The 22,340-nt window shown below is 55.7% G+C and carries 24 protein-coding genes and 1 pseudogene; 18 read left to right on the top strand and 7 right to left on the bottom strand.

Translation table 11 applies throughout. The features are described 5' to 3' along the window. Positions 1-20: 20 nt before the first annotated feature. Complete coding sequence (locus HZS81_RS14725) at positions 21-446, bottom strand: OsmC family protein (protein WP_179931273.1); 426 nt, start codon at positions 444-446, stop codon at positions 21-23. 198 nt (positions 447-644) lie between these two features. Here HZS81_RS14725 and HZS81_RS14720 point away from each other — a divergent pair, with 198 nt between their 5' ends. From HZS81_RS14720 to HZS81_RS18250, 3 genes are all read left to right on the top strand, one after another. Next, positions 645-1,454 carry an alpha/beta fold hydrolase gene (locus HZS81_RS14720; RefSeq protein ID WP_179931272.1) on the top strand — a complete coding sequence of 270 codons (810 nt, stop codon included), beginning with the start codon at positions 645-647 and terminating at the stop codon, positions 1,452-1,454. A gap of 74 nt (positions 1,455-1,528) precedes the next feature. Beyond that, positions 1,529-2,017, top strand: a complete 489-nt coding sequence (locus tag HZS81_RS14715; RefSeq protein ID WP_179931271.1) for a hypothetical protein — start codon at positions 1,529-1,531, stop codon at positions 2,015-2,017. Beyond that, on the top strand, positions 2,014-3,132 hold the full coding sequence (locus tag HZS81_RS18250; RefSeq protein WP_179931270.1) for a diguanylate cyclase domain-containing protein: 1,119 nt from the start codon (positions 2,014-2,016) through the stop codon (positions 3,130-3,132). Before HZS81_RS14715 ends, HZS81_RS18250 begins: the two co-directional genes overlap by 4 nt. Here the strand turns inward: HZS81_RS18250 and HZS81_RS14705 are convergent. Further along, the gene (locus tag HZS81_RS14705) at positions 3,065-5,431 is read right to left on the bottom strand and encodes an ATP-dependent DNA helicase (protein ID WP_179931269.1); all 2,367 of its coding nucleotides are present in this window, start codon (positions 5,429-5,431) and stop codon (positions 3,065-3,067) included. The genes HZS81_RS18250 and HZS81_RS14705 overlap by 68 nt on opposite strands. Further along, a complete protein-coding gene (locus HZS81_RS14700) occupies positions 5,428-7,104 on the bottom strand; it encodes a VRR-NUC domain-containing protein (protein WP_179931268.1) in 1,677 nt (558 codons plus the stop codon). Before HZS81_RS14700 ends, HZS81_RS14705 begins: the two co-directional genes overlap by 4 nt. A gap of 93 nt (positions 7,105-7,197) precedes the next feature. On the opposite strand from HZS81_RS14700, the gene HZS81_RS14695 reads away from it, so the two are divergent. The 9 genes from HZS81_RS14695 to HZS81_RS14655 all read left to right on the top strand — a co-directional run bounded on the left by HZS81_RS14695 (position 7,198) and on the right by HZS81_RS14655 (position 14,167). Next, positions 7,198-7,611, top strand: a complete 414-nt coding sequence (locus tag HZS81_RS14695) for a DUF2170 family protein (protein WP_179931267.1) — start codon at positions 7,198-7,200, stop codon at positions 7,609-7,611. A gap of 19 nt (positions 7,612-7,630) precedes the next feature. Then, positions 7,631-8,335, top strand: a complete 705-nt coding sequence (locus tag HZS81_RS14690) for a PspA/IM30 family protein (RefSeq protein ID WP_179931266.1) — start codon at positions 7,631-7,633, stop codon at positions 8,333-8,335. Between the two features lie 56 nt (positions 8,336-8,391). Then, positions 8,392-9,447, top strand: coding sequence for an ion channel (locus tag HZS81_RS14685; RefSeq protein ID WP_179931265.1), 1,056 nt, complete (start codon positions 8,392-8,394; stop codon positions 9,445-9,447). 10 nt (positions 9,448-9,457) lie between these two features. Beyond that, positions 9,458-10,204, top strand: a complete 747-nt coding sequence (locus HZS81_RS14680) for a DUF2491 family protein (protein WP_179931264.1) — start codon at positions 9,458-9,460, stop codon at positions 10,202-10,204. A gap of 34 nt (positions 10,205-10,238) precedes the next feature. Beyond that, complete coding sequence (locus tag HZS81_RS14675) at positions 10,239-10,661, top strand: DUF350 domain-containing protein (protein ID WP_179931263.1); 423 nt, start codon at positions 10,239-10,241, stop codon at positions 10,659-10,661. Between the two features lie 9 nt (positions 10,662-10,670). Continuing rightward, entirely contained in the window at positions 10,671-11,309 is a 639-nt protein-coding gene (locus HZS81_RS14670; RefSeq protein WP_179931262.1) for a DUF1190 domain-containing protein, read from the top strand. Positions 11,310-11,376: 67 nt separating this feature from the next. Then, on the top strand, positions 11,377-12,549 hold the full coding sequence (locus HZS81_RS14665; RefSeq protein WP_179931261.1) for a glutathionylspermidine synthase family protein: 1,173 nt from the start codon (positions 11,377-11,379) through the stop codon (positions 12,547-12,549). Positions 12,550-12,767: 218 nt separating this feature from the next. Continuing rightward, positions 12,768-13,853 carry a DUF4236 domain-containing protein gene (locus tag HZS81_RS14660; protein ID WP_179931260.1) on the top strand — a complete coding sequence of 362 codons (1,086 nt, stop codon included), beginning with the start codon at positions 12,768-12,770 and terminating at the stop codon, positions 13,851-13,853. 173 nt (positions 13,854-14,026) lie between these two features. Further along, positions 14,027-14,167: a hypothetical protein gene (locus tag HZS81_RS14655; RefSeq protein ID WP_179931259.1), complete on the top strand. Its 141-nt coding sequence runs from the start codon at positions 14,027-14,029 to the stop codon at positions 14,165-14,167. Positions 14,168-14,554: 387 nt separating this feature from the next. Here HZS81_RS14655 and HZS81_RS18195 read toward each other — a convergent pair whose 3' ends face one another. The 3 genes from HZS81_RS18195 to HZS81_RS14645 form a co-directional block, all read right to left on the bottom strand. Further along, positions 14,555-14,677, bottom strand: a complete 123-nt coding sequence (locus HZS81_RS18195; protein WP_277815003.1) for a hypothetical protein — start codon at positions 14,675-14,677, stop codon at positions 14,555-14,557. Positions 14,678-14,778: 101 nt separating this feature from the next. Continuing rightward, entirely contained in the window at positions 14,779-15,240 is a 462-nt protein-coding gene (locus tag HZS81_RS14650) for a GNAT family N-acetyltransferase (RefSeq protein ID WP_179931258.1), read from the bottom strand. A 126-nt stretch (positions 15,241-15,366) separates the two neighbouring features. Then, on the bottom strand, positions 15,367-16,302 hold the full coding sequence (locus tag HZS81_RS14645; RefSeq protein WP_179931257.1) for a LysR family transcriptional regulator: 936 nt from the start codon (positions 16,300-16,302) through the stop codon (positions 15,367-15,369). Positions 16,303-16,411: 109 nt separating this feature from the next. Here HZS81_RS14645 and HZS81_RS14640 point away from each other — a divergent pair, with 109 nt between their 5' ends. From HZS81_RS14640 to HZS81_RS14615, 6 genes are all read left to right on the top strand, one after another. Beyond that, the gene (locus HZS81_RS14640; protein WP_179931256.1) at positions 16,412-17,779 is read left to right on the top strand and encodes an aminotransferase family protein; all 1,368 of its coding nucleotides are present in this window, start codon (positions 16,412-16,414) and stop codon (positions 17,777-17,779) included. Positions 17,780-17,784: 5 nt separating this feature from the next. Then, positions 17,785-18,486, top strand: a complete 702-nt coding sequence (locus tag HZS81_RS14635; protein ID WP_179931255.1) for a CoA transferase subunit A — start codon at positions 17,785-17,787, stop codon at positions 18,484-18,486. Further along, on the top strand, positions 18,476-19,129 hold the full coding sequence (locus tag HZS81_RS14630; protein ID WP_179931254.1) for a 3-oxoacid CoA-transferase subunit B: 654 nt from the start codon (positions 18,476-18,478) through the stop codon (positions 19,127-19,129). Before HZS81_RS14635 ends, HZS81_RS14630 begins: the two co-directional genes overlap by 11 nt. Next, positions 19,129-20,346: an ArgE/DapE family deacylase gene (locus tag HZS81_RS14625; protein WP_241697522.1), complete on the top strand. Its 1,218-nt coding sequence runs from the start codon at positions 19,129-19,131 to the stop codon at positions 20,344-20,346. Before HZS81_RS14630 ends, HZS81_RS14625 begins: the two co-directional genes overlap by 1 nt. A gap of 61 nt (positions 20,347-20,407) precedes the next feature. Further along, the gene (locus tag HZS81_RS14620; protein ID WP_179931253.1) at positions 20,408-21,598 is read left to right on the top strand and encodes an acetyl-CoA C-acyltransferase; all 1,191 of its coding nucleotides are present in this window, start codon (positions 20,408-20,410) and stop codon (positions 21,596-21,598) included. A 297-nt stretch (positions 21,599-21,895) separates the two neighbouring features. Then, entirely contained in the window at positions 21,896-22,225 is a 330-nt protein-coding gene (locus tag HZS81_RS14615) for a Na+/H+ antiporter NhaC family protein (protein WP_241697521.1), read from the top strand. 2 nt (positions 22,226-22,227) lie between these two features. On the opposite strand, the pseudogene HZS81_RS18090 reads toward HZS81_RS14615, so the two are convergent. Continuing rightward, positions 22,228-22,340, bottom strand: a pseudogene (locus HZS81_RS18090) (IS30 family transposase); the annotation flags it as partial.

Genomic DNA, 22,340 nt, shown 5'->3' with positions numbered 1-22,340 from the left:
CGTTCACGTTACGGTTGCGATCAGTTTTCTAGAACGGCTTCCAGCGTGATCTCGGCATTCAAGAGTTTTGAGATCGGGCAATTTTGCTTGGCATCATTGGCCGCTTTTTCGAATGCGGCGTTATCGGCACCTGGCACGTTGCCGCGGGTGATCAGATGCACTGCGGTCACGGAGAGCGTCTCCGGGTCCAGCGTTACGGTAGCTTCGGTGTCGATGCTGCTCGCCTTATGGCCGGCTTTTTCTAACTCCGACGAAAACGCCATGGAGAAGCAGCCTGCGTGAGCGGCCCCGATTAACTCCTCTGGATTGGTGCCTTGAGCACCTTCAAAGCGCTTACGAAAATCGTAGGCGACATCATTTAGGGTACCACTGGCGGTAGATAAGCTGCCGCCACCATCTTTTAGGCCGCCTTTCCATTGGGCAGTTGCCGAATTGGTAATCGTCATAAAAGCTCCTGGTCAATTGGGGTTTAGTACTGCTAAGTTTAGTGTATTGATGCTGATATTTATCATGCTGCGACAGAGGCGCCATTGTAAAGACAAGCGACGTCGCAAAGGCAATTGACTAGCAGCGTAGCCTACTATCGCGTTTTTTTCTTCGTCCGGCCTTTGCGTGAAAGCAGGAAGTGTGACAAGGAGAGCCAGATGAACGCAAGTGAGATCATCAAGCGCAACAATGTAACGATTATTGGCGAGGGCTCGAAGACACTCATGCTGGCGCACGGCTTCGGCTGCGACCAGCAAATGTGGCGCTTTCTTGCGCCTAGGCTTGCCAGTGACTACCGTTTGTTGCTGTTTGACTATGTGGGTTCGGGTGGCTCCGATATCACGGCCTTCGATGCAGATCGCTATGCCAGCGTCGATGGCTATGCTCAGGATGTCATTGAGATCATCGATGCTCTAGAGCTTAAGAACATCAACATGGTGGGGCACTCGGTGAGCAGCAACATCAGCCTGATAGCAAGCCAGGCAAGACCTGATCTGTTCGACCGCCTGATTTTTATCTGCCCTACACCGCGCTTTTTGAATAGCCCGCCGGACTACTTCGGCGGCTTTGATCAAGAAGACATTCAGGATCTCATCGATCTCATGGATATGAGTTATATGGGGTTTGCCAATAAGTTAGCCCCCATGGTGGCAGGTGAGGACATTAATTCCACCTTATCCCAAGAACTTTCGACAAGCTTCTGCGCCATCGACCCCAAGGCCGCCAAGGCCTTTGCTGAGGCTACTTTTTTTGCCGACTGCCGCAATCTGCTGCCCTTGAACAGGCATCAGAGCCTCATCATCCAGAGTCGTTTCGATGCCTTGGCCCCCGAGCATGTAGGGGAATACATGCACGAAACCATGCCGCAAAGCACGCTCCGCGTCATTGAGGCTGTCGGCCACTGCCTGCACATGTCACACCCGAGAGAGGTCTACGCGGCCATTCAAGACTTCATGATCGAGGCTTAAGTTAAAAAAATTGCACAGCGTGGCTGAATTCCACGACTGAAGGCGTGGCTTAGGAAAAAGGGGGAGGGAGGGACATGGAAACAAGATGGCAAGCAATGTCAGCGAGAGTGGGAGTATGTGTATGGTTCTTGCTGGCTATTAGTCAGGCACAAGGCCAGAGCTGGCCTGAGAGTATCGAGATCGAACAGGGCGGAAAAACCACGACAATGTTGATGGATGAGTTGCGCGAACAAGCCGACGTCACCTTTCGCTTTTACGATCCCTATCTTGGCCGTGAAGTCGATATCCGCGGTTTTGAGCTAGACGACTGGGCGCGAGGCACCTTCGACAACGAGGTCGAAGCGCTGACACTCACGGCTATGGACGGTTTCAAGGTCGAATTCGACAAGCTTCCTGGGGAGAACTGGATTCTGGTAACGCATCATGATGGTGAGGAAATCGGGTTGCGTGACAAGGGGCCGCTGCGTTTGGTGGAGCGCGACTACGGGGAGCGTGATACTGAGAACCTGCGTTTGTTTAATAACTGGATTTGGATGATCACGCATATCGAGGGGGCGCCGTGATTCATCGACTGTGGGAAAAGCGCAGTGGCTGGTTATGGCTGAGCCTCGCCAGCTTCTCCACCGTGGTGTTGTTGGTTATCTACGATATGCGCCTATTGACACCGCAGGTCGACCGTTACTTCAGTCAGCACGATAATGTGACCGGACACCAATTGGCGACTCGCTCACGCGTTTTCTTACACGACACGCTGGAAGAATTGCTGAAGGAGTCGCCCTCTCCTGAGGCGGCTTCATTGTCATTGGAAGTCGCCTATGGTTTTCTGGACATCAACATCTATCGTGAACGCTATGCGTGCACTGAGTCCTCCCTGGCAGTGCTTGATAGCTTGCAAAGACAGCTCATGCGGGCGCCTTCTGCCGAAATAGAGCGGGTAACGCGTTCTCTTCTCCCCGTCCTTGAGTGCTTAACCGATATTGAGATCGGTCAGCGGGTGCAACGCAGCCAGACGGTCAACGGGTTCGTCGACAAGGCGCGCGATCACCAGGCGCTGCTTTTTTTCGGCACTCTAATTGTCTACCTACTGGGGCTGCTTTTCTGGTGGTTCCACGAAAAGCAACGGCGTGCCACTGAAAAGGCCTCACGGGAAAGCTTGCGTTGGATGACGAAGGCGCTGCAAGATCCGCTTACTGGGGTTGGCAACCGCAATGCCCTGCACCAACATATCGCCGAGCAGCCTGATGAAACCATGGGGTTGCTGTTGATCGACATCGATCATTTTAAGCCCTATAACGACTGTCTCGGGCATCCTGAAGGAGATCGACTGCTGCGCCAGTTGGTGGGCTTGATTGACCTCTCCATGGCGGGGGAAGCAAAACTCTACCGTATGGGGGGTGATGAATTCGCGGTGCTACTGAGCTGTCGCTCGCGTGATGTACTAAGACAACGTTGCGTCGCCTTGGTCGACGCCGTTCACCGCCAGGCATTCAATCACCCTTCCTCACCCATAGGGCCGATTGTGACGCTTAGCGTAGGCGGCGTGTGGTTTTGCCCGTCAGACATGGCGTTGGAGCAAGCCTATGCCGCTGCCGATGCGGCGCTATATCGAGTCAAGCAAGCCGGTCGCGATGGTTGGGAGGTGGATTACCCGACGACGCCCGTCCCATGTTCTGTGTAGGCTCAGGGACGTCGAACCACCACCGGGGTAGTAGCTGTTGTACTTGCGGGCTTTTATAACGGTCATCCATCAGCTCAACCACCCCGGTATCTTCGGGTGTGCGAATCAAACGCCCAGCGGCCTGAATCACCTTGCGAATACCAGGATAAAGATAGGTATAGGCGTATCCTTGACCAAACCGAGCCTGAAGCCTTTTGGCTAGCTGTTCGTGGAGGTCGTCGTAGGGCGGAAGCCCCAGTGTGGCGATGAACACCCCGATTAATGCATCCCCGGGAAGATCGATCCCTTCTGAGAAAACCCCACCGAGCACCGCAAACCCGACCACGCCGCGCTCGGTACGAAATCGCTCAATAAATGCAAGCCGGGCCTGTTCGGTCATGTTGGGTGATTGGGCCATGACCGGAATATCTGGGCAGTATGAGGTTAGCTCACCGAGCAGCTGCTCTAGATAAGCAAAGCTACTGAGATAGACCAGATAATTGCCCGGTGCCGCGCTGTATTGGTTTGCTATCCGCTGGGTGATCGGGTGAAGCGAACGCTGGCGATCCTTAAAACGGGTGCTGATGTCGATGATCCGCGGGTCAAGTTGGGCGGCGGTAAACGGGCTGGGGATGGACTCCCAGCAGGTCATCGTCGGCAAACCGAGCAGATCCTGATAGTAACGGGCGGGGGTTAGCGTTGCCGAGAAGAGGACGCTAGATTGTGCCGCCTGAAAGCGCTCAGCTAGAAAATCCGCCGGTATCAGGTTCTGTATCGACAGGCTTGCTGCGAATGACCGGTATTTTCGCTTTCCTTCCGCCGGTTTCACATCAAGGGTACATAGCGAATGATCACCGAATAGCTCCATGAGCTTCATGAAACGAAGGGTATCGAACAGCAATGCTTGCAGTTCTGGGATGACGGGATGCTCCGTCATGTAATCGGTCAAGTCGCCAACCAGACGCTGCAGCGCCCCGTTAAGTTCGGTGGGGACGGCCGGAAGGTGCCGCTTTATCGTCTGTTGGTTGGGCAGGGTACTCGTCTCCACGTGGTGATCAATCAGTTGGCGCCATGCCCGTTGGACCGCGCGAAAGGTATTGCTGAGGGCCTTGGGCGCCGTGCGGGCGACATCACGAAACTGCCACTGACGTAATTCGCCCGAGTACATGCCACGGGCTCGGTCAATCAGATTGTGCCCCTCATCTATAAGTGGCACCACGCGCCAGTCGTTTTGTCGGGTGAGTCCATACAGAATGGCTTGTTGATCAAAGTAGTGGTTTACGTCACCGACGATCACGTCAGACCAACGTGCCATCTCCTGGGCAAGGTAGTACGGGCAGATTGAATGATCTAAGGCCAATGCCCGCAGGCGCGTACGATCTAGCCAGCGGGTCTCAGCAGCGGCTTGTCGAGCGGCGGGCAAGCGGTCAAAGAACCCTTCAGCCAAGGGGCAGTCATCGCCGTGGCAGACACGATCCGGATGCTCACACGCCTTATTGCGTGCCGTCAGTTCCAGCACTCTGAGCGGCAAAGTCTCACCTTCGCCTGCGGGTGGACGAAGCTTTTGCAGGCTATCGAGAATCAGTTGCCGCCCGGTTGTTCGCGCAGTAAGCAAAAACAGCTTGTCGAGCTGGCGCCTCGGCATGGCCATCAGGGCCGGGTAGGTAACGCCAAGGGTTTTGCCGATCCCGGTCGGGGCCTCAAGCAGCAACGCACGGTCGGTGCAAATCCCTTTGTAAACGGTTTCACTGAGCGAGCGCTGATGGGGGCGAAAATCCGAAAAAGGGAACGCCAGAGTCATTAACGCCTGATCACGCAGCTGGCGATGCTCGGATTCCTGTTGATGCCAGTCGCGGTAGCGAAGGCACAGTGCCGTCAAAAATCCATGCAATTGCCCGCGTTCCCAAACTTCCTCGAAGGGGCTTTCCTGATCCTTGGCGATATCGTAATACACCAACCGAAGCGTAACGCTGGCAAGGTCATCACGCTGGCAGAGCAGGGCGCCGTACACTTTAAGCTGAGCCCAATGTAGGCGCCGTTGTCCGGGGCCGACACGGGCAAGGTCACCGCGATGGGTTTTTATTTCTTCCAGTAACGCCGTTGGTTGTCCTGGCAGGTAGCCATCGGCGCGGCCACGCAGTTGAATCTCTAAACACTCGCCTTCCAGCAAGTATTCGGGCTGATAGCCTTGGGGCCGCCGAGATTGCAACGTTTTGTGGCCTTTGATCCCCTCAGCCGAGGTAGGCGAAGGGGTGTAGCGGTGTTCGAGGCCTCCTTCGCGGGCGGCAAACTCGCATAATGATTGAACGGCGACTTTCACGAATCTGCCTCACTCCAGCGTACGTGCAAGACACTGACGGGCATGTGGTGTGCCAACATGGCTTGCATCCATAGCCGTTGAGCGTCTTGCAGGCGGTCGCCGGGCCCTTTGACCTCGATGAGCCGGTAGCTAGCGGCATTGTGATTTAACGCAATCAGATCCGGTAGCCCCCGGCGGTGGTGTCGAAGGTCCAGTAGCAGGTGGCGAAATACAGCCTCGAGGTGGGCGGCGGGAATAATCCCCAATGCGCTCTTAACCAATTCAAACGTCAGGCTAGGCCAATAGATCAGCGAACAACTGATACCCCGTTTTTGTTCGAGCCGCTTAAGGATGGTGGTTTGGTAACGCCCGGTACGTAGCTGATCGAAGGCCTCATCAATCAGCGTTGTTCGCGCATCGGCAAAACCGGGCCGGAACAAATCGGCGGGGCCTGACTGGAAAGGGTTAAAGAAAGCGCCGCGCACGGGGGCATATAGGGCCGGCCAGAAGAGCAAGGCAAAGAGGCCGGTAAATAGGTGGTTTTCGACATGAAATAGCTGCGTGTCCCCATCTGACAGCGCTTCGATAACGGCGCGTTCTACCCGGTGATAGGCTGGCTTGACCAAGGTCAGTGTTTCGAGGGGAACCTCTAACGGTTTAGGCGCGAGATAACCCAGCCCTGCCTTGCGTGCGGAACGCTTAAGAATACGTTGCAGTCCGATACGGACTTCGGGTTGAGAAACCTGCTCATGGGCCTCTGTTGCCAACGCGAAGACGTGCTCGGCCGGTTCGTGTTTTTCAAACAGTCGTAGGGTGCGTAACTGTGCCTCTCGGTGCTGACTCTGCTGGTATAAGTTTAGCGCCAGTTCAATGTGTTGTTGGCGCTCGGCTTCACGCCCGATCTGAAACAGCACTTTCTGGCGACGGTAGTTGATCCAGTCACACTCGATGGGCTCGGGCAGGGCCTGGCAGACCTCTTCGATGGATTCCCCTAACGTCACTCGGTCTCGCAGCTGCTGCAGATCAAGATATAAGTCTACCTCGGCACGGCGCTGGAACGGACGCGATGCAGGTGTGAGCGAGACGGGCTCGAAATGCTGAAGGCCAAGCTCGGTCAGCACAAATTCTGACCAACTCTGGTAGAGATTGCCAAAGAACATCAGGCGCAACCGGTCAAACAACGTCGTGCAGTTGAGTTCCACTACTTCAAAAGGGGCATCGGGCCACCAGTCCCTCAATTGCTTGGGCGCTTTTTCAGCAAAATGATCGAGCAAACGTCCGAGTGCATCCGATTTGCGGCAGGAAGCCGCCAACGTGTGTTCAGGCAAAAGCTGGTTAACCAGTAGCCGGCATTCCTCGCGCCGGCAAAGATCACCGAGCGCTTGTATGGATAGCGCTGGCTTATCATCAACCAATCCCGTGGCGACCAGTTGCCGTATGGCGCTGTCACGCTCGGGGACTTCGCTATAGTTGAGGCTACCTTGGCGGAACAGGCTGCCTTTGCGCATCACCATGCGGATCAACAATGCTTGCGCCGGTTCCTCAAGCGCCAATACCTCCTCTAGTTGCTGGATCTCGTCTGAAAGCAGCAGGTCAGCGTACTGTTTTAGGCATAGCTGAATCACCTGCTGTGCATTGCGCAGGTAGTAAAGCGGATCATCCAGGGAAGTGGTGGCGATAGCGGCAATATTCATGATGAGATTGTACCGCATCTAGACGGGGTGAATCTGGTATTGTGGGGGCTGGAGAATTTGAATCCTGTTTTAACACCGAAACGAGGAGTCCGCGTGAGCCTTCATGATAAGCTCCATCAGGTACAGCAAAGCGTCGAGTCAGGCGCTATTGCATGGCCGACGCACATCGTCGAGCTGGCGTCCGAAAACGATTCGCTGGTGTTCACCATGCCCGATCATGGTGAGCTTACCGTGACCGTCACTTGTGGCGAAGACGAATGGCTGGTAATGACAGAGGTCGCGCCGGTATCGGCGGTGAAAGACGTCGCTGCCTTTAACCACACACTTCTGCGTTTAGGTATGGCGCTGCCGCTGGTGAGCATTGGTATTGGCCAGCTGGGCGAGAGGGAATCCTACGTTGTGTACGGTCAGCTCTTTGCTGACTGTAAGTTTGAAGCATTGAGCGCTGAAATCGAAGCGTGCGCCAATGCCGCGCTCGAAGTTGCCGATCTCATCGATAGCGAATAATTTTTTCAGGAAACCCTTCATGCTACTACGCAAAATGATGACTGCTCTTCGCGGCAGAGCCACCGAAACCGGCGAGGCTATCGTGGACAATCAAGCCATTCGCATCATGGAACAAGAGCTCCGCGACGCCAAGCGTGACCTTGACGCGGCCAACGACGAACTCACCGCGATTATGGCCAAACGTAACCTGGGCGTGAACGAAACTCAGGAAATTGCCAGCAAGATTACCGAGTACGAAAAAAGCGCCATGGCCGCCCTGGATAAAGGCGAGAACGCGCTGGCCGAAGAAGTCGCCGGGGAGATTGCCCGCCTGGAAGGCGAGTGCAATATCGCCCAGGCCAATGTTGAGCAGTACGACAGCACCATCACAACGCTCAAATCGAGCATTAGCAAATCCAAAGCCGAGATTCGTCGCGTCGAGCAACAGATGTCGCACGTCAAAGCGACCGAAGCCGCCCACAAAGCCCAAGCCGCTGTGGCCTCGCGTCATGCGGGGCATAATGCCAGCATGAACTCTGCGGTGGCATCACTGGATCGCATCAAAGAAAAGCAAAAGCTGCAGGCCGAAAAGCTCAAAGTCGGTGAAGAGCTTGCCAACCAGGATTCCGGTGCGGATCTGGAAAGCCGCTTATCAAAAGCGGGCATCGGGGGGGGCGCCAGCAACTCGGGCAGCGATGTGCTCGCTCGCCTTAAAGCCAAACAATCAGGTGGTACTGACGCCTAACCACGCTTTCTCGCGCCGGCCGTTCGGTCGGCGCAGGGTGACCGAAAGAGATCTCCATGCCCGTTATTCAGCAGTTACTTCGCACCCTTAAAGCCTCAACGCTCAATGTCACGTGGACATTTTTGCTGTTCGTGATGCTGGCTCACTTGGGCACCACCTGGGCGCTTTATACCCTCGCCGGGGAACCGGTCGCGGAGTCATTAAGTGATTGGTTTTATTATTATATTGTGACATCCAGCACCGTTGGGTTCGGGGATTTCAGCCCTGAAACGGTGCCGGGCAAGTGGATCACGGCGCTCTATTTAATCCCCGGCGGCATTGCGTTATTTGCCGCGCTGATTGGCAAGGCCACGGTCACAATTTCTGATTTTTGGAGACTGCAAATGCAAGGGAAAGGCGACTTCCGCCATCTGTCCGGGCATACCCTGGTGATCGGTTGGCACGGAGAAACCACCGAGCGCATCTTGGATATTCTAAAAGAAGATGAAGCGCTCCCCGATGACGTGGTGCTCTGCGTGACGAAGGAAATGAGCAATCCACGGCCGGCCGATTTGAAATTCGTCAAAGGCGAGAGTTTCTCTAATGCCGAGTTGCTTAAGCGCGCGGGTATTGAAAGCGCCAGCCGCATCATTATTTACGACACCAGCGACGAACGGGTCGCCACGGTCGCGTTGAGTGCATACAGTCTCAAGACAGCGAACGCCCATATCGTGGCGCACTGCAATAACCCCGATACCGCCGTGATGTTACGCCGTACCTTGCCAGGCATTGAGTGTACCGAAACGCTGGCGTTGGAAATGCTGGTGCGTTCGGCGTCGGACGCGGGGATTTCGCGGGTCGTGAATGAGCTGTTGGCCGTTGATCGCGGCGCCACGCAATACCAGACCACGCTGAGCCATCCCCCCGCCAATGCCACTTTTGGCGATCTGTTCTGGAAGGCCAAAACCGCCTGCAATGTGACTGTTTTGGGACTGGCGAATGGGGAGGGCGACGACAGCATGCTCAACCCCTCTACCGACCGTCCGTTAAAAGATGGTGATATTGTCTATTACATGGCGGATACCCGGCTGACGGAGCGCCAGCTGGGTGATTTGCTGACCACGACAGGGTGAGGACACGATCATGTTGGAATCATTCAAAACGTTGCTTCGCTCACGCTCAGGGCGAGCCCAAGACAGGCATGCGGCTCACCTGCATGCACGCTCAAAAGGCCTGCCGGTGGGGATGACCCCAGAAGATTTTGCCGGCCTTCGCCTTGGCGGGATGGTAAGCCTCGATATGCTGGCGCTGAAAGCCTTTGATGGTTTGCGCTTTGATTCGTCATGGAGTGGCGAGCCGCAACACATTGCGGCTGTAGGCGTGGTTGAGCTTGGGCAGGGCGAGCAACTGGTGCGTTTTTATCTCGCTAACGATACGTGGATTCAAGCCTCCGTCGCCAACCAGCAGGTCTTTGAGTACAAGGTCTTCGATTTCTGGGAAGCGGCGGATTTGGCCGATGTCGAGTTTGATCGCCAAATTAACGCCCCTGAAGGAAAATCGCTGCCCAGTACCCTTGGCCATGTCGTGTTCGAGTTACCCGCTGAGTCAGGTGAGGCAAAACCTACCGTCTACGCGCGCGTTTGGGGTGACCCAGAGGCGTCTTGGTCGCCGCCGGTCATGCTGGAAGAACAGGTCGTGTCCAGCGGGGATACCAACACCAGCAGCTTTACCACCCATCACCATTGTATGCTGTACGAGCGCGAGGATGCGGGCTCAGACCGCTTTGAGTACATCCTGCTTAGCGCCGAGGCCAACCCGGTTGATGACACCTATCAGCGTGTGACCAGTTTAGGGGTCGATATCCGCGCCCTGGTCATCGACGCTCATTAACTTCAGTATCACTCTTTAATCTAAGGAATCGTCTATGGGACACCTGGGTTTATACCTGTCGGGCTTACCGGCCTTTTTCGCTTACCTCCTTACTGCCTCGCTGTTGCTTGTCGTCTTTATGATGGCGTACAGCCGTATTACCCCGCACCACGAATGGACACTGATTCGCGAGGGTAACGTCGCGGCTGCCTTGGCATACAGTGGCGCCACGCTTGGTTTTACGATTCCTCTCTACAGTGCGATGGTCAACTCCGTGTCGTATGTGGATTTTATCGCCTGGGGCATCATCGCGTTTTTCGTGCAAATCGTGACGTTTTTTGTGATCAAAGCCGTGCTCAAATCGCGCGGGGAAAGCTTGTCGTCGCACATCACCGAGGGGCATGTGGCTTACGGCCTGCTCGCTGGCACGATTGCGCTGGCCGTTGGCCTGCTCAATGCCGCATCCATGGTCTGGTAAGGAGGTTTTATGGCAAAGCAACACGACACCATCCTGCCACGCCGTAAGCGTAGCGCCCGTTTAACGTTGGCGCTTATGGGTGCTGGGGCGGCATCCATCCTCTCAGGGTGTGGTAATCCCGACTCCACGTTGGATGCGCCGGAACTCTCCAACGTCAACTTCACGGAGCCCGAGGCGTATCGGTCAGTCGAGGAATGCGTTAAGGATAACGTCTACACCCGCAACGCCTGTGAAGCCGCGTACAACGCCGCGCAGGAAAGCACCCCGCGCTTTGCCTCGGTGGAGGAGTGCGAGACCGAATATGGCGAAGGGAATTGCAACGTCACCAACGGCACTGACACTGACAACAGCGCCAGCAATAGCGGCGGTGGTAGCTGGGTTGGCCCCGCTCTAATGGGCTACATGGTTGGCAACATGATGGCCAATCGTAACCGCGATGGCGCACGCGTTCGCAGCGTTTATCACGAGCCTATCTACCGCACGCGTGAGAACCGTGGACAGTGGGGTGCCGCTACCTCACAAACACGCCAAGAAGTGACCCGGCGCAACACGGCAATTAGTAACAATGTGGCGAAAGCCAATACCCGCGCCACCCAGCGTTCCGGTTTTGGCTCGCGCTCCAGTGCGCGGGGCGGTTTCGGCTCCTAAAAGCGCGATCAGGCACTTACCTGCCGGGTAAGTGCCAGTTTCATGTATACCCGAAAAGGATATCTCCATGCTGCGTGTCGCCATTTCAGAGCGTCCTCACTGGCAAGCCTTGGCACACGATTTGGGGTTTCACTTTCATACGCTGGAAGGTGAGCGCTATTGGGTCGAGGACGCCTACTACCAGTTCACCTTGGAACAGGTAGAGCGCGACATCGAAGACCCGACCGAGGCGATCCACGAGCTTTGTATGGACGCGGTGGATCGCATCTGCGCCTCCGATGCGCTATTAAGAAAAATCGCCATCCCCGAGTTTATGTGGGATACCATTCGCCAATCCTGGTCGAGCGGCCAACCGCATGTGTACGGCCGTATCGATCTGGCTTATGACGGCAAAAATCCAGCCAAGTTTTTGGAATATAATGCGGATACCCCCACGTCCGTGTACGAAGCAGGGGTTTTCTCCTGGGTGTGGCTGGAGCAGTGCATCAACCAAGGCACGCTTCCGCGCCATGCCGATCAGTTTAATTCCATTCAGGAGCGTTTGATCGCGGCGTTCTCGCATATAAAGCAAGGATTACCGGAAGGGCGCCTGCACTTTGCCTCCATCAAAGATCACCTTGAGGATCGCGCCACGGTCGAGTATTTACAGGATTGTGCGGTGCAGGCCGGGTTAGAGGCACCGTTCGTCTTTATGGAAGATATCGGTTACCCGCCAGGCGCCGATCATCCGCGTTTCGTGGATCTCGAACACCGCCCGATTGACGCGATTTTCAAGCTCTACCCCTGGGAAGAAATGGCCGACGATCCCTTTGGCGAGTTTGTCCCATCGATGGATACCCTGTGGTTTGAGCCGCCCTGGAAGGCGATACTCAGCAACAAAGCGATTTTGCCGCTGCTATGGGAGTGGCACGAAGGCCACCCGAACCTGCTACCGGCGTATTTCGATCCGTCACCGGAGAAATCGGTCACAAAAGGATGGGTGCGTAAGCCGTTTTTCTCCCGTGAAGGCAGCAATATCTCGCTGGTTACGCCTGACGGTGCGGCGGAATCGGTTGGCGGGGCCTACGCGGATAGCCCGCGCATCCTGCAACAGTATCATCCCATGCCTCGCTTCAATGACCGCCATGCGCTGATTGGAAGCTGGGTAGTAGGCGACCGCGCCTGCGGGATGGGAATTCGGGAGGACAGCGGCCGTATCACCAAAGACACCAGCTGTTTCGTTCCCCATGCGATTATTTAACTGAGCGGCACCCATAAAATCGCAATATGCAGAGCTGACCTGCGCAGTTGGCCGAACATGTTAAACTCATGCGAGTCATCTCGGCGCCATTGGGAGGCTTTCGTGAAAAGCGTCAGGTCGTGTCGTTTGACGTAGAAACGTTGTGAGCCACGTGTGATAGCGCTAGACGGCATTGCAGCGCACATTTGTTTAGCGTCCGTTTGATACAAGGAGAGGGCATGGCCTTTCGATTTCAACGTCGTATTACGCTAGCCCCCGGCGTGCGTTTGAGTGCCAGTAAACGGGGCGTTGGTTTCTCAGAGGGGTCTCCTAGTGCCAGTATCAGCGTTGACCAAGGTGATGACACGCTCGCGTTCACGCTCAAAGTCGATAACAATGGCAATGTGCGCTACCTACGTGAAGACAGCACGCCTCTCACCGATGACGAAGTGCGTCTGATCCGCCGCCACGCCGAAGATGCCATCCGAGAGCGCTTGGAAGCGCTATGCGAAGAAGCAAACGCCGCGTTAGATTCGCTAGGTCAGCTGCACTGGGACACCCCTTTACCCGACATCCATGACTACGCGCCCCAACCTTTTACTGAAGCACCTCCGTTCCCGCCTAAACCAGTCCCCTTACGCTGGTGGCATCCGATATGGCCTGGTGCTAAGCAGCGTATCGAAACTGAGAATGCGCGCCGACAGGCCGTATTCGACGACGATTACCGCCAGTGGGAATGGCGCAAGGCGGAGTTTGATGCAGACGAGTTTGCCCGTCAGAAGCGCGAAGAGCAGGGCGTATTTAAAGACATGGCCGCGATGGAGCAAACATTGCGCGAGTGTTTGGAAGAAATCGATTGGCCACGGGAAACGCAGATCGATTTTGACCTTGGTACCGACGAGCGCACTATCGCTGTCGATATCGATTTGCCGGATGAAAGCGAGATGCCAAAACGCAAGTGGACGATGCCCGCCAAAGCGTTGAAGCTTACCCCCAAGCCGTTAAGCGCGACACGTCAACGTAAGCTCTATCGCGACCATGTCCACGGCATTGCCTTTCGTGTGTTGGGCGCCGTGTTTGCCAAGTTTTCTAACGTACAAGAAGCGCGTATCTCCGGGTATCGCCACGTTACCGATCCGGCAACCGGTGATGACCACGATCAATACCTCTATAGCATCAAAGCCACCCGCGATCAGTGGGCACGCATTCACTTTGATGAACTCAATCAAGTCGACCCGGTCACCGCCGTCGAGGCATTTGCCCTGCGTCGTGATATGACCAAGACCGGCATTTTCCGTGATGTGGCGCCATTTAAGCTGATTTAAAAGGCTTCCTGCCCCTATTTTGCTGATTTCTCAACACTGAGTTCGCCAACGCACAGTGAATGCGAGCCGTAAGGTTCATCCTCAGGGTGAGCGTGGCAAAAGGAATGCCTAAACAAGGACGTTGCGCTGTGCGCTGCAGGCGTGATTATTCAATTCTATAAAGGGTAATGTCCATGAAAACCACGAAACGTGAATCTAATTCATTCGATAACGTAAATTCAACTTCATTTGATGCTGAAGTCCTGGCGTTCTGGGGCGAACGGGCGCGGTTTCAACTGTCTTACATGGACGCAAATGCTGCCTATCTTGAATGATCCCCGGCGGCATGAAAGAAATCGTTAGTCTACTAATGAACACCACCCCTAATGCATCAGGGTAAATTTGTCTGGCGTATTAGGAGTGGTGATACCACGAAATATCGTACTCGAAGAATGGTGGCTACCAAGGATTCGAATCCTGGATCGATATGCCCCCAGGACGACATGATAGCTGACCAAGAGGCGTAACTAGGACGTGTTATGAAATCCATTTTCGCCCTAATGATGGGAACGATAGCTTTACTCTTGGCTGTCACTGCTCAGGATTTGCTTAGCGCGAGAATCTTATTTGCAGCCGTGGGCTTGGCCTTATACGCGGTGGCGTTGAGCCCGGGTGTTGATCAAGGCGGGCCGATAGCAACTTGGCACCGTAAGCCGAGTAAACTAGAGCTGGGCGAGTTCAGTGATCGACCCAGATGAGTTGGGCTGGATGAGCGAGAACGGCTTGCTCAAGCTGAATACAATAAAACGGCCACTTTGCTGATTAGCTAAGTGGCCGTTTTTCATTTAGCCCTCCTTGATTAATTAAATCCAATACCTTTATATTTCAACCGCTTACGTTAACGCCGCTTGATCAAACAACTGTTCTCTTTGATCATTGGGCGTACTCAATTGAGTATGATTCTCATAATTTCCATAGGGTGTTCATTGAGCCTGTAGTCTTCCACTTTCACCCAACCTATCCTTGCGTAGAAGGGACCCTTGTCTTGTGTGATTAAGTAGAGCGCATCGTGACCCTGCTGACGAAGCGCTTCTTTAGCATGGTCGATGAGTGCCTTGCCGATCATCTTACCGCGTTGGTCTTCTGCTACATAGATTCTTGATATCCATGGAGAATACTGTGGTCGGTCGGGAACATCGTGCGCTACCAAGCAGATGCCACCAACTAAGGTATCGCCATCCAGTGCGATAAAAGTGGACGGTAGGTTAGTGGTTGAGCAGTGCTTTTCCAGTCTTGCTTGCCGAGTTGTCTCATCAAGAGATCTATCCAAATGCGCCCATTCTGCCTGATGCCATGCGGCAAGCTTGGGAATGTATCGTGGTTCTAAGGCTTGAATCCTGATGCTCATATATTATCGACGACCTCTGCTTATCGGCGTTAGGACGCCACGAACCAGTAATTGCAAAGCTCCGGCGACATTTGCGCTCTCAACTAACATAAGCGCAATAGATTAATAAAACGACACAGAAGTGAATCAAGATTGTATTTTATCATCAAGACCGTAGTACCCCTCCGCCAGCAGTTTTTTAGCGCTGTCTCGCAAAAATGCCAGTACTTTGGATTGCTGCCATTCAGCGCGATAAACCAAGCCAAAGCTGAAGGAGATGCGCGGTGTAAAAGGCAATATCTTGACCCGATCCTCACGGGTTAACTGGTCATTGGCCGTGATCGGGTTGATTACCGCAATGCCCACTTCGTTAGCTACCAAGGACGTAATGGTGCCGATATTGGCTTCGGTCTTGCCTGCGATTCTCACGTCATGAGCCGTCACCAGCTCCAGCAGCGGGTTGGTGCTGATACTCGGCTGATTGCTGATCACCAGATGCTGGTCGCGTAGATCCTTGACATCCACCACCTGTCGCTCACAAAGCGGGTGCGTTTCGGGCACAAGACATACTGCATCGGTGGTCAGCAGCGTCTCGGTAAAAAGCTGCGGCGAGGTCGATGGCAGGGTGATAAAGCCAATATCGGCGTGACTGGACTCAACCGCACCTTGCACATCGTGACTCGACATCATGTCCAGACTGACGCTGACATGAGTATTCTCTGCCAGTAGCCTCGCCACCAGCTGCGGCACAAAACCAAAACTCAGCCCGGGTATGGCCGCAATACGTAGCCGTGATGTGCCAAATTCTTTCAAGGCCAGCACGCTATGGCGCAATTCTTCGATATTGCCCATCAGGCGCAGGATTTCGTCGTATAGCTCACGCGCTTCCGGGGTAGCAATCAGGCGGTTTTTTTCACGCAAAAAAAGCTGAATGCCGAGGTTTTCTTCCAATTGCGCTAGCGAGCGGCTAACCCCGGATTGCGTAATTCCCAAAAGCCGCGCAGTGCCCGAGGCACTCCCCACCTCAAACAAGGTTTTGAAGGTTACCAATGCTTTCAAAGAGTTAACAGTAACTTCAGGCATGACTTTTACTCATTGATATTCGAAAAACGATCATATATTGAAATATAGTAACAAGCCTACCTAGACTGCAAAGGAGATTTTTCACCAGACCATAAAAACGGAAACCTTGATGATCGACTCTCCGCTGTTCTACCAGACAGGCCCTGCCTTGCCGGAAGTCAGCCACGCTGATGGCGTCATGCTCTGGGATACCCAGGGCAAGGATTATCTGGATGGCTGCTCCGGGGCCATCTCTTGCAACCTTGGCCACGGCCGCCAGGATATCCGTGATGCCATGCTCGCCCAGATGGACAAGGTGGCCTTCACCTATCGCACCCAGTTTGAGAGTGCCCCCGCCGTCGCGCTAGGCCATCGACTGGTCGAGCTGTTTAACGATGAACTCGGCAAGGTGTTTTTCATCTCCAGCGGTTCCGAGGCGGTCGAGTCTGCTATCAAGCTGGCGCGGCAATACTTTTTTGCCTTGGGCAAGCCCCAGCGCCAGCGCTTTGTATCGCTACGCCCGTCTTACCACGGTAGCACCATGGGGGCGCTGGGCATGACCGGCTATCAACCCTTGGAAGCGCCTTTCACCAGCATGACCCACGCCTCCATCAAAGTGCCTGGGCCAGATTTTTATCGTCATCAGGATGACAATGACGATGCTCACGTCGACCGCGTACTGGCTGAAACCCGCGAGGCCATGGAAGCCGCCGGGCCTGAATCGCTGATTGGCTTTGTACTAGAGCCCATCGGCGGGGCCAGTACGGGGGCGCGGCTGTTGGGCAAGCGCTACCTGCAAGGTATCCGCGCCCTGTGCGATGAATTCGGTTGCCTGCTGATTGCCGATGAAGTGCTCACCGGCATAGGTCGTACAGGCACTTGGTTTGCCTGCCAGCATTACGATGTGGTGCCGGACATTTTGGTCACCGCCAAGGGGTTGGGCGCTGGCTACTACCCGATTGGCGCCATGCTCGCCCGTAACCACATTGTCGAGGCCGTGATGGCCAGCGGTGGCTTCCAACACGGTCATACCTATGCCGGTAACCCACTGGCCTGTGCCACCGGCTTGGCAGTGATCGAGGCCATTGCGCGCGAAAATTTGCTAGAAAATACCCGTCAGCGCGGCGCGCAACTAGAAGCTGGGCTGCGCAAGCTTGCCGAGCGCTACGACTGGGTCGGCCATGTGCGTGGCGCTGGCCTGTTGTGGGGCGTCGAACTGGTTGCTGATGGCGAATCGCGCCAGCCTTTCCCTGCCGAGCAGAACCGTTTCGCCCAAATTACGGCATTGGCCAAGCAGGAAGGCTTGTTGATCTACCCCCGCCGCACCCTGGATGGTATTGCCGGCGATCACTTTCTTGTCTGCCCGCCACTGACCATTCAGGCCCATGAAGTTGACACCCTGCTGGAGCGCCTGGAGCGCGCCATGGCGGGTTTTGATCAAACGCTTACTACGCCGCCGCCTTCTGCACTGCACGCACAACCCTCCAGGGAGAGCTGAACGCCATGACGTTGCTGAACCAGAAAGTCTGTGACATTGACGCGGCCATCGCCGAGATTCCTGATGGCGCGACCATCATGGTCGGTGGCTTTGGCTCGCCGGGCACGCCCTTTGCGTTGCTCGACGCGCTGCTCGCCAGCGGCCAGCGTAACCTGACGCTGATAAAAAACGATGCCAATGAACCCAGCATCGGGATTGGCAAGCTGATTGAGGCGGGCCGTGTTAAACGCCTGATTACCTCTCATCTAGGCCTGAACCGAACAGCCATTGAAGCCATGAATGCAGGTGAGATGGAGGTTACTTTTCATCCCCAGGGACTGTTAGCGGAAAAAATTCGCTGTGCAGGCGTTGGCCACGGTGGCTTTCTCACCGATATCGGGATAGGTACAGAAATAGCCGAAGGGCGCCGTGAAATCAATATAGAGGGTTGCACGTGGGCTATCGAACCTGCTCTGCATGCCGATGTTGCCCTGGTTCACGCCGAGCGTGCCGACCGCTATGGCAACCTGATCTATCGCGCCACGGCCAGCAATTTCAACCCCTTGATGGCCATGGCCGCTGAGCGGGTCATTGCGCAAACCTACCGCATCGACGAACCCGGTGACCTGCCTATCGACACCATTCATACCCCCTGCGCTTTTATCAGCCAAGTGGTGCAGGTCGACCGCGCGTCCAGCCAACAAGGAGTTCGCCCCCATGATCTCTGATCAGCAGCGTATGTTGACCCGTGCCGCCCGTGAAGTCATTGACGGACAGATCGTCAATCTAGGTATCGGGCTGCCGACACGGCTTTTCCATTACTTGCCCGACGACATGGATGTGTTGGTGCATTCCGAAAACGGCGTGCTGGGCTGTCGCCCACGCCACGAAGGCGAAGCGCCAGATATCGATATGATCGACTCCGGCGGCGCTTACATCACCACCCGTGCGGGCGCCAGCGTGTTCGATAGCGCCACGTCCTTTGCGATGATCCGCCGCAGTCGTGTCGATGTCACCTTTATGGGCGCCTTTGAGGTGGATCAAGAGGGCAATTTGGCCAACTGGAAAATCCCCGGCAAGTTTTCGCCGGGCATTGGCGGCGCTATGGAGCTGGCCCAGAAAGTGGCGCGGCTGGTGGTGCTGTGTTCGCACAATGACAAACACGGCAACCCCAAGATTCTCACCCGTTGCCAGTTACCCCTGACCGCCAGCCGCTGCGTGTCTCGCATTATCACCGAAAAAGCCGTTATGGACGTAACGCCCGAGGGGCTTGAAGTGGTGGAAATCGCCGAAGGGTTGAGCGTTGAGGCACTGCGCGAGGTCACCGACGCCACGCTGCTGATCAATGAATCACGCTTGGGGAGGTTCTAATGCTCGACGCGACCGAACAACGCATCATTGCCTGCTGCGAAGCCTTGATGGACGACACCCTGGAGCTGACCAGTGATCTGGTGCGGGGCTATAGCGTACTCGGCCAGGAGCAGGGGGCACTGGAGACCATGGAGCGCCACCTTGAACGCCTGGGCCTGCCGGTGACCCGTGTGCCATTGGATGCCCCAGGGTTTGATGAGCACCCTCATCGCGCCCCCACCGAGTGGTCCAGCGCGGGTCGCTACAATGTGATTTCAGACCTTAACCCCGGCGCGCAGGGCCCGCATCTGGTGTTCAACGGCCATCTCGATGTGGTGCCCGCCGAACCCACTGACATGTGGACACGCCCGCCTTGGGAGCCCTGGCAAAAAGATGGCTGGTTATATGGCCGCGGGGCCGGCGATATGAAAGCCGGTATTGCCGCCATGGTGATGGCGGTTGAGGCGGTGCGTAAGGCTGGCGTCGAGATCAACTTCCCGCTCACCCTGCAAACCGTGATTGAAGAAGAGTGTACTGGCAACGGCGCGCTGGCGTGCCTGCATCAGGGGTATAGCGGCGACTTTGTACTGATCCCGGAACCATTTGGCGCCCAGATCTATGCCGGGCAGGTAGGCGTACTGTGGTTCCGTATGCGCCTGGATGGCGTGCCTGCCCATGTGCTTGAACCATCCGCAGGGCGCAATGTGATTGAATCTCTGCAGCAATATTTACCAGCGCTGAAAGCGCTAGAAGCAGAGATGAACGATCTACCCCGGCCTGCGCTTTACGTTGACCATCCTCACCCGTTCAACCTTAGCGTTGGCCGGGTGGATGCAGGCAATTGGGCCTCCAGCGTGCCAGCCCACGCCATTCTCGAAGGGCGAGTTGGCTTCCCACCCGGCATGTCACCGGAGGATGCCATGCAGCGGGTCCGCGACACCCTGATGGCCCGACACGCCGAGATTGACGACGCCACGCCACCGCCCAAGGTGAGCTTCCACGGCTTTCGTTCAGAAGGGCATGTGGTCGATCTCGATACCCCAGGCATCCGGCTGCTATCGGAATGTCACGAAGCGCTACTGGGCGAACCGCCTGCCCATTATGTTTCCACCTGCACCACTGACCTACGGGCTTTCCACGTTTCCGGTGATATCAACGGTACCTGTTACGGCCCAATCGCCCAGCGCATTCACGGCGTGATGAGTGCGTCGACATCGGCTCAATCCGCCACGTGCTAACCACTTATGCCTTGTTCATCCATCGCTGGGCGCGCATGTCAGATAACCAGGAGACCCACTCATGAGAAACGTGTATCTCGCCGACTATGCGCGTAGCGCCTTCAGCCGCGCGCATCCCCGCAAACCCGAGGTCGATTCTTGGGCCGACACGCGCAGCGATGCCCTGCTGGCCAGTGTGATCGACGGCCTACTGGCACGCAGCGGTATCGACGGTGCGGCGGTGGAAGATTTGAGCATTGGCTGCGCTTTGCCGGTGAAAGAGCAGTGGGGCTTTGGCGGGCGTTACCCACTATGGCTTGCTGAGCGTTTAGGGCCACGGGGTCAGTCATGCGCGACCCGACAGATTGATCAGCAGTGTGGCTCCGGCCTTGCCGCGCTACGCAACACCGCACGGGAAATTCAGGCCGGTGCCGTCGACATTGGCATGGCCGGCGGGGTGGAAAATATGACCCGCGTGCCCATGGGCCCGGCACTGTTCAAAGAGGGAGTGCTGACCAGCCCACCGGATCTGCAAAAAGCTGATTGGCTGGCGCTGGACGTGGTGCTCAACATGGGGCTGACTGCCGAGCGGCTGGCTAAGACGGCGGGTATCTCTCGCGAGGCGATGGACGCCCTTGCTCTAAGCTCCCATCAGCGTGCCGCCAAAGCCGATGCGGCGGGCCATTTCGATGGCGAACGTTTAACCCTGAATAACTCGGCAGGCGAACCGGTCAGCGCGGACAGCAACATCCGCGCGGATACCAGCGCTGAGCGCCTTGCAGGGCTAGACCCGGTATTCATGGAGGGAGGCGTAGTGACGGCAGGCAACAGCTCCCCGCTGACCTCCGGTGCCGCCGCCACGCTACTGATATCGGAACCGGCCATGCGCCAGCACGGAATTAGCCCCTTAGCACGCGTTGTGGCCATCGCTGACTGCGGCGTCAAGCCGGAGGAGATGGGTGCCGGAGCCGCCGCTGCCATTCAGCGCGCGCTGAAACAGGCGCAGCTGACACCTCAAGACATCGCCGTATGGGAAATCAACGAAGCCTTCGCCGCTGTACCGCTGCATGCCATGGGTGAGCTTTCTCTTGATCCCGAAAACGTCAATATCTGGGGCGGCGCTATGGCGCTGGGGCACCCGCTAGGTGCGACCGGCATCCGCCTTGCTGGGACGCTTGGTCGAGTTTTACAAGCCCGCCAGCAGCGCTACGGCTGCGCGGCAGCCTGCATTGGCGGCGGGCAAGGAGTCGCCATTATTTTAGAACGCTGTTAGTTAGACCATCGGGCGCCTCAATAATTTGTGGCGCCTAGATCATACCGCTGGACGCAATAATAAAAATGGAGTCGCTTTTAACCAAGCGAACCTTACGCCACGTTCACCTTCGTTCGATCGCGCACAACAAAAAAATCAATGCTGTGCGCCATCACACGCCGACGCCCAATTGACGGTATTGCCGTGCGCGCTTGTGGTTTATTTCAAACAACGCACTCACGTCTTACCAGAAAAAGGGCAACTGAGCGCCGCGTTGGTAGCGGCAAAAAATACAAACTCCTAAATAAGGAGAATTACATGTCAACGATAAATACGAACGACGCGGACAAACGCCCTTCATTTATTGGGGCGCTTATCGGTATTGGCTTCTTATGCTTCATGATGTTTGCGCAGATCTTTCTGCTGGGCGAAGACTGGGTGACTCACATCTCTTTGATCTTTGCCATCGTGGTCTGTGCCATCATCGCGCTAGTATCTGGCTTCAGTTGGCAGGATATCCAGAAAGGTATTCTTTATGGCTGTGAGATTGCCATGTTGCCCATGCTGATCCTGATGATGGTGGGGGTATTGGTAGCCAGCTGGATTGCTTCCGGCACTATTCCTTCGCTGATTTATTACGGTTCCTGAATTCAACTAATAAGTGCAGCACCCGCGGTTTCTAGTGCTCCTGAATATTCTCCTAAGAACACCTGGGCTGGGGTTCGGTATCCCAGCCGCTTTCTGGGTCTATCGTTCAGCTTGT

The sequence above is a fragment of the Vreelandella salicampi genome (genome assembly GCF_013415105.1).
GTDB classification, from domain to species: domain Bacteria; phylum Pseudomonadota; class Gammaproteobacteria; order Pseudomonadales; family Halomonadaceae; genus Vreelandella; species Vreelandella salicampi.
This window is presented reverse-complemented; position numbering and strand designations above follow the sequence as displayed.

Coding starts and splice junctions, on each gene's coding strand:
- HZS81_RS14725 (WP_179931273.1), bottom strand. CDS start 446: ATGACGATTACCAATTCGGCAACTGCCCAATGGAAAGGCGGCCTAAAA.
- HZS81_RS14720 (WP_179931272.1), top strand. CDS start 645: ATGAACGCAAGTGAGATCATCAAGCGCAACAATGTAACGATTATTGGC.
- HZS81_RS14715 (WP_179931271.1), top strand. CDS start 1,529: ATGGAAACAAGATGGCAAGCAATGTCAGCGAGAGTGGGAGTATGTGTA.
- HZS81_RS14700 (WP_179931268.1), bottom strand. CDS start 7,104: ATGAATATTGCCGCTATCGCCACCACTTCCCTGGATGATCCGCTTTAC.
- HZS81_RS14690 (WP_179931266.1), top strand. CDS start 7,631: ATGCTACTACGCAAAATGATGACTGCTCTTCGCGGCAGAGCCACCGAA.
- HZS81_RS14685 (WP_179931265.1), top strand. CDS start 8,392: ATGCCCGTTATTCAGCAGTTACTTCGCACCCTTAAAGCCTCAACGCTC.
- HZS81_RS14680 (WP_179931264.1), top strand. CDS start 9,458: ATGTTGGAATCATTCAAAACGTTGCTTCGCTCACGCTCAGGGCGAGCC.
- HZS81_RS14675 (WP_179931263.1), top strand. CDS start 10,239: ATGGGACACCTGGGTTTATACCTGTCGGGCTTACCGGCCTTTTTCGCT.
- HZS81_RS14670 (WP_179931262.1), top strand. CDS start 10,671: ATGGCAAAGCAACACGACACCATCCTGCCACGCCGTAAGCGTAGCGCC.
- HZS81_RS14665 (WP_179931261.1), top strand. CDS start 11,377: ATGCTGCGTGTCGCCATTTCAGAGCGTCCTCACTGGCAAGCCTTGGCA.
- HZS81_RS14660 (WP_179931260.1), top strand. CDS start 12,768: ATGGCCTTTCGATTTCAACGTCGTATTACGCTAGCCCCCGGCGTGCGT.
- HZS81_RS14655 (WP_179931259.1), top strand. CDS start 14,027: ATGAAAACCACGAAACGTGAATCTAATTCATTCGATAACGTAAATTCA.
- HZS81_RS18195 (WP_277815003.1), bottom strand. CDS start 14,677: ATGAAAAACGGCCACTTAGCTAATCAGCAAAGTGGCCGTTTTATTGTA.
- HZS81_RS14650 (WP_179931258.1), bottom strand. CDS start 15,240: ATGAGCATCAGGATTCAAGCCTTAGAACCACGATACATTCCCAAGCTT.
- HZS81_RS14645 (WP_179931257.1), bottom strand. CDS start 16,302: ATGCCTGAAGTTACTGTTAACTCTTTGAAAGCATTGGTAACCTTCAAA.
- HZS81_RS14640 (WP_179931256.1), top strand. CDS start 16,412: ATGATCGACTCTCCGCTGTTCTACCAGACAGGCCCTGCCTTGCCGGAA.
- HZS81_RS14635 (WP_179931255.1), top strand. CDS start 17,785: ATGACGTTGCTGAACCAGAAAGTCTGTGACATTGACGCGGCCATCGCC.
- HZS81_RS14630 (WP_179931254.1), top strand. CDS start 18,476: ATGATCTCTGATCAGCAGCGTATGTTGACCCGTGCCGCCCGTGAAGTC.
- HZS81_RS14625 (WP_241697522.1), top strand. CDS start 19,129: ATGCTCGACGCGACCGAACAACGCATCATTGCCTGCTGCGAAGCCTTG.
- HZS81_RS14620 (WP_179931253.1), top strand. CDS start 20,408: ATGAGAAACGTGTATCTCGCCGACTATGCGCGTAGCGCCTTCAGCCGC.
- HZS81_RS14615 (WP_241697521.1), top strand. CDS start 21,896: ATGTCAACGATAAATACGAACGACGCGGACAAACGCCCTTCATTTATT.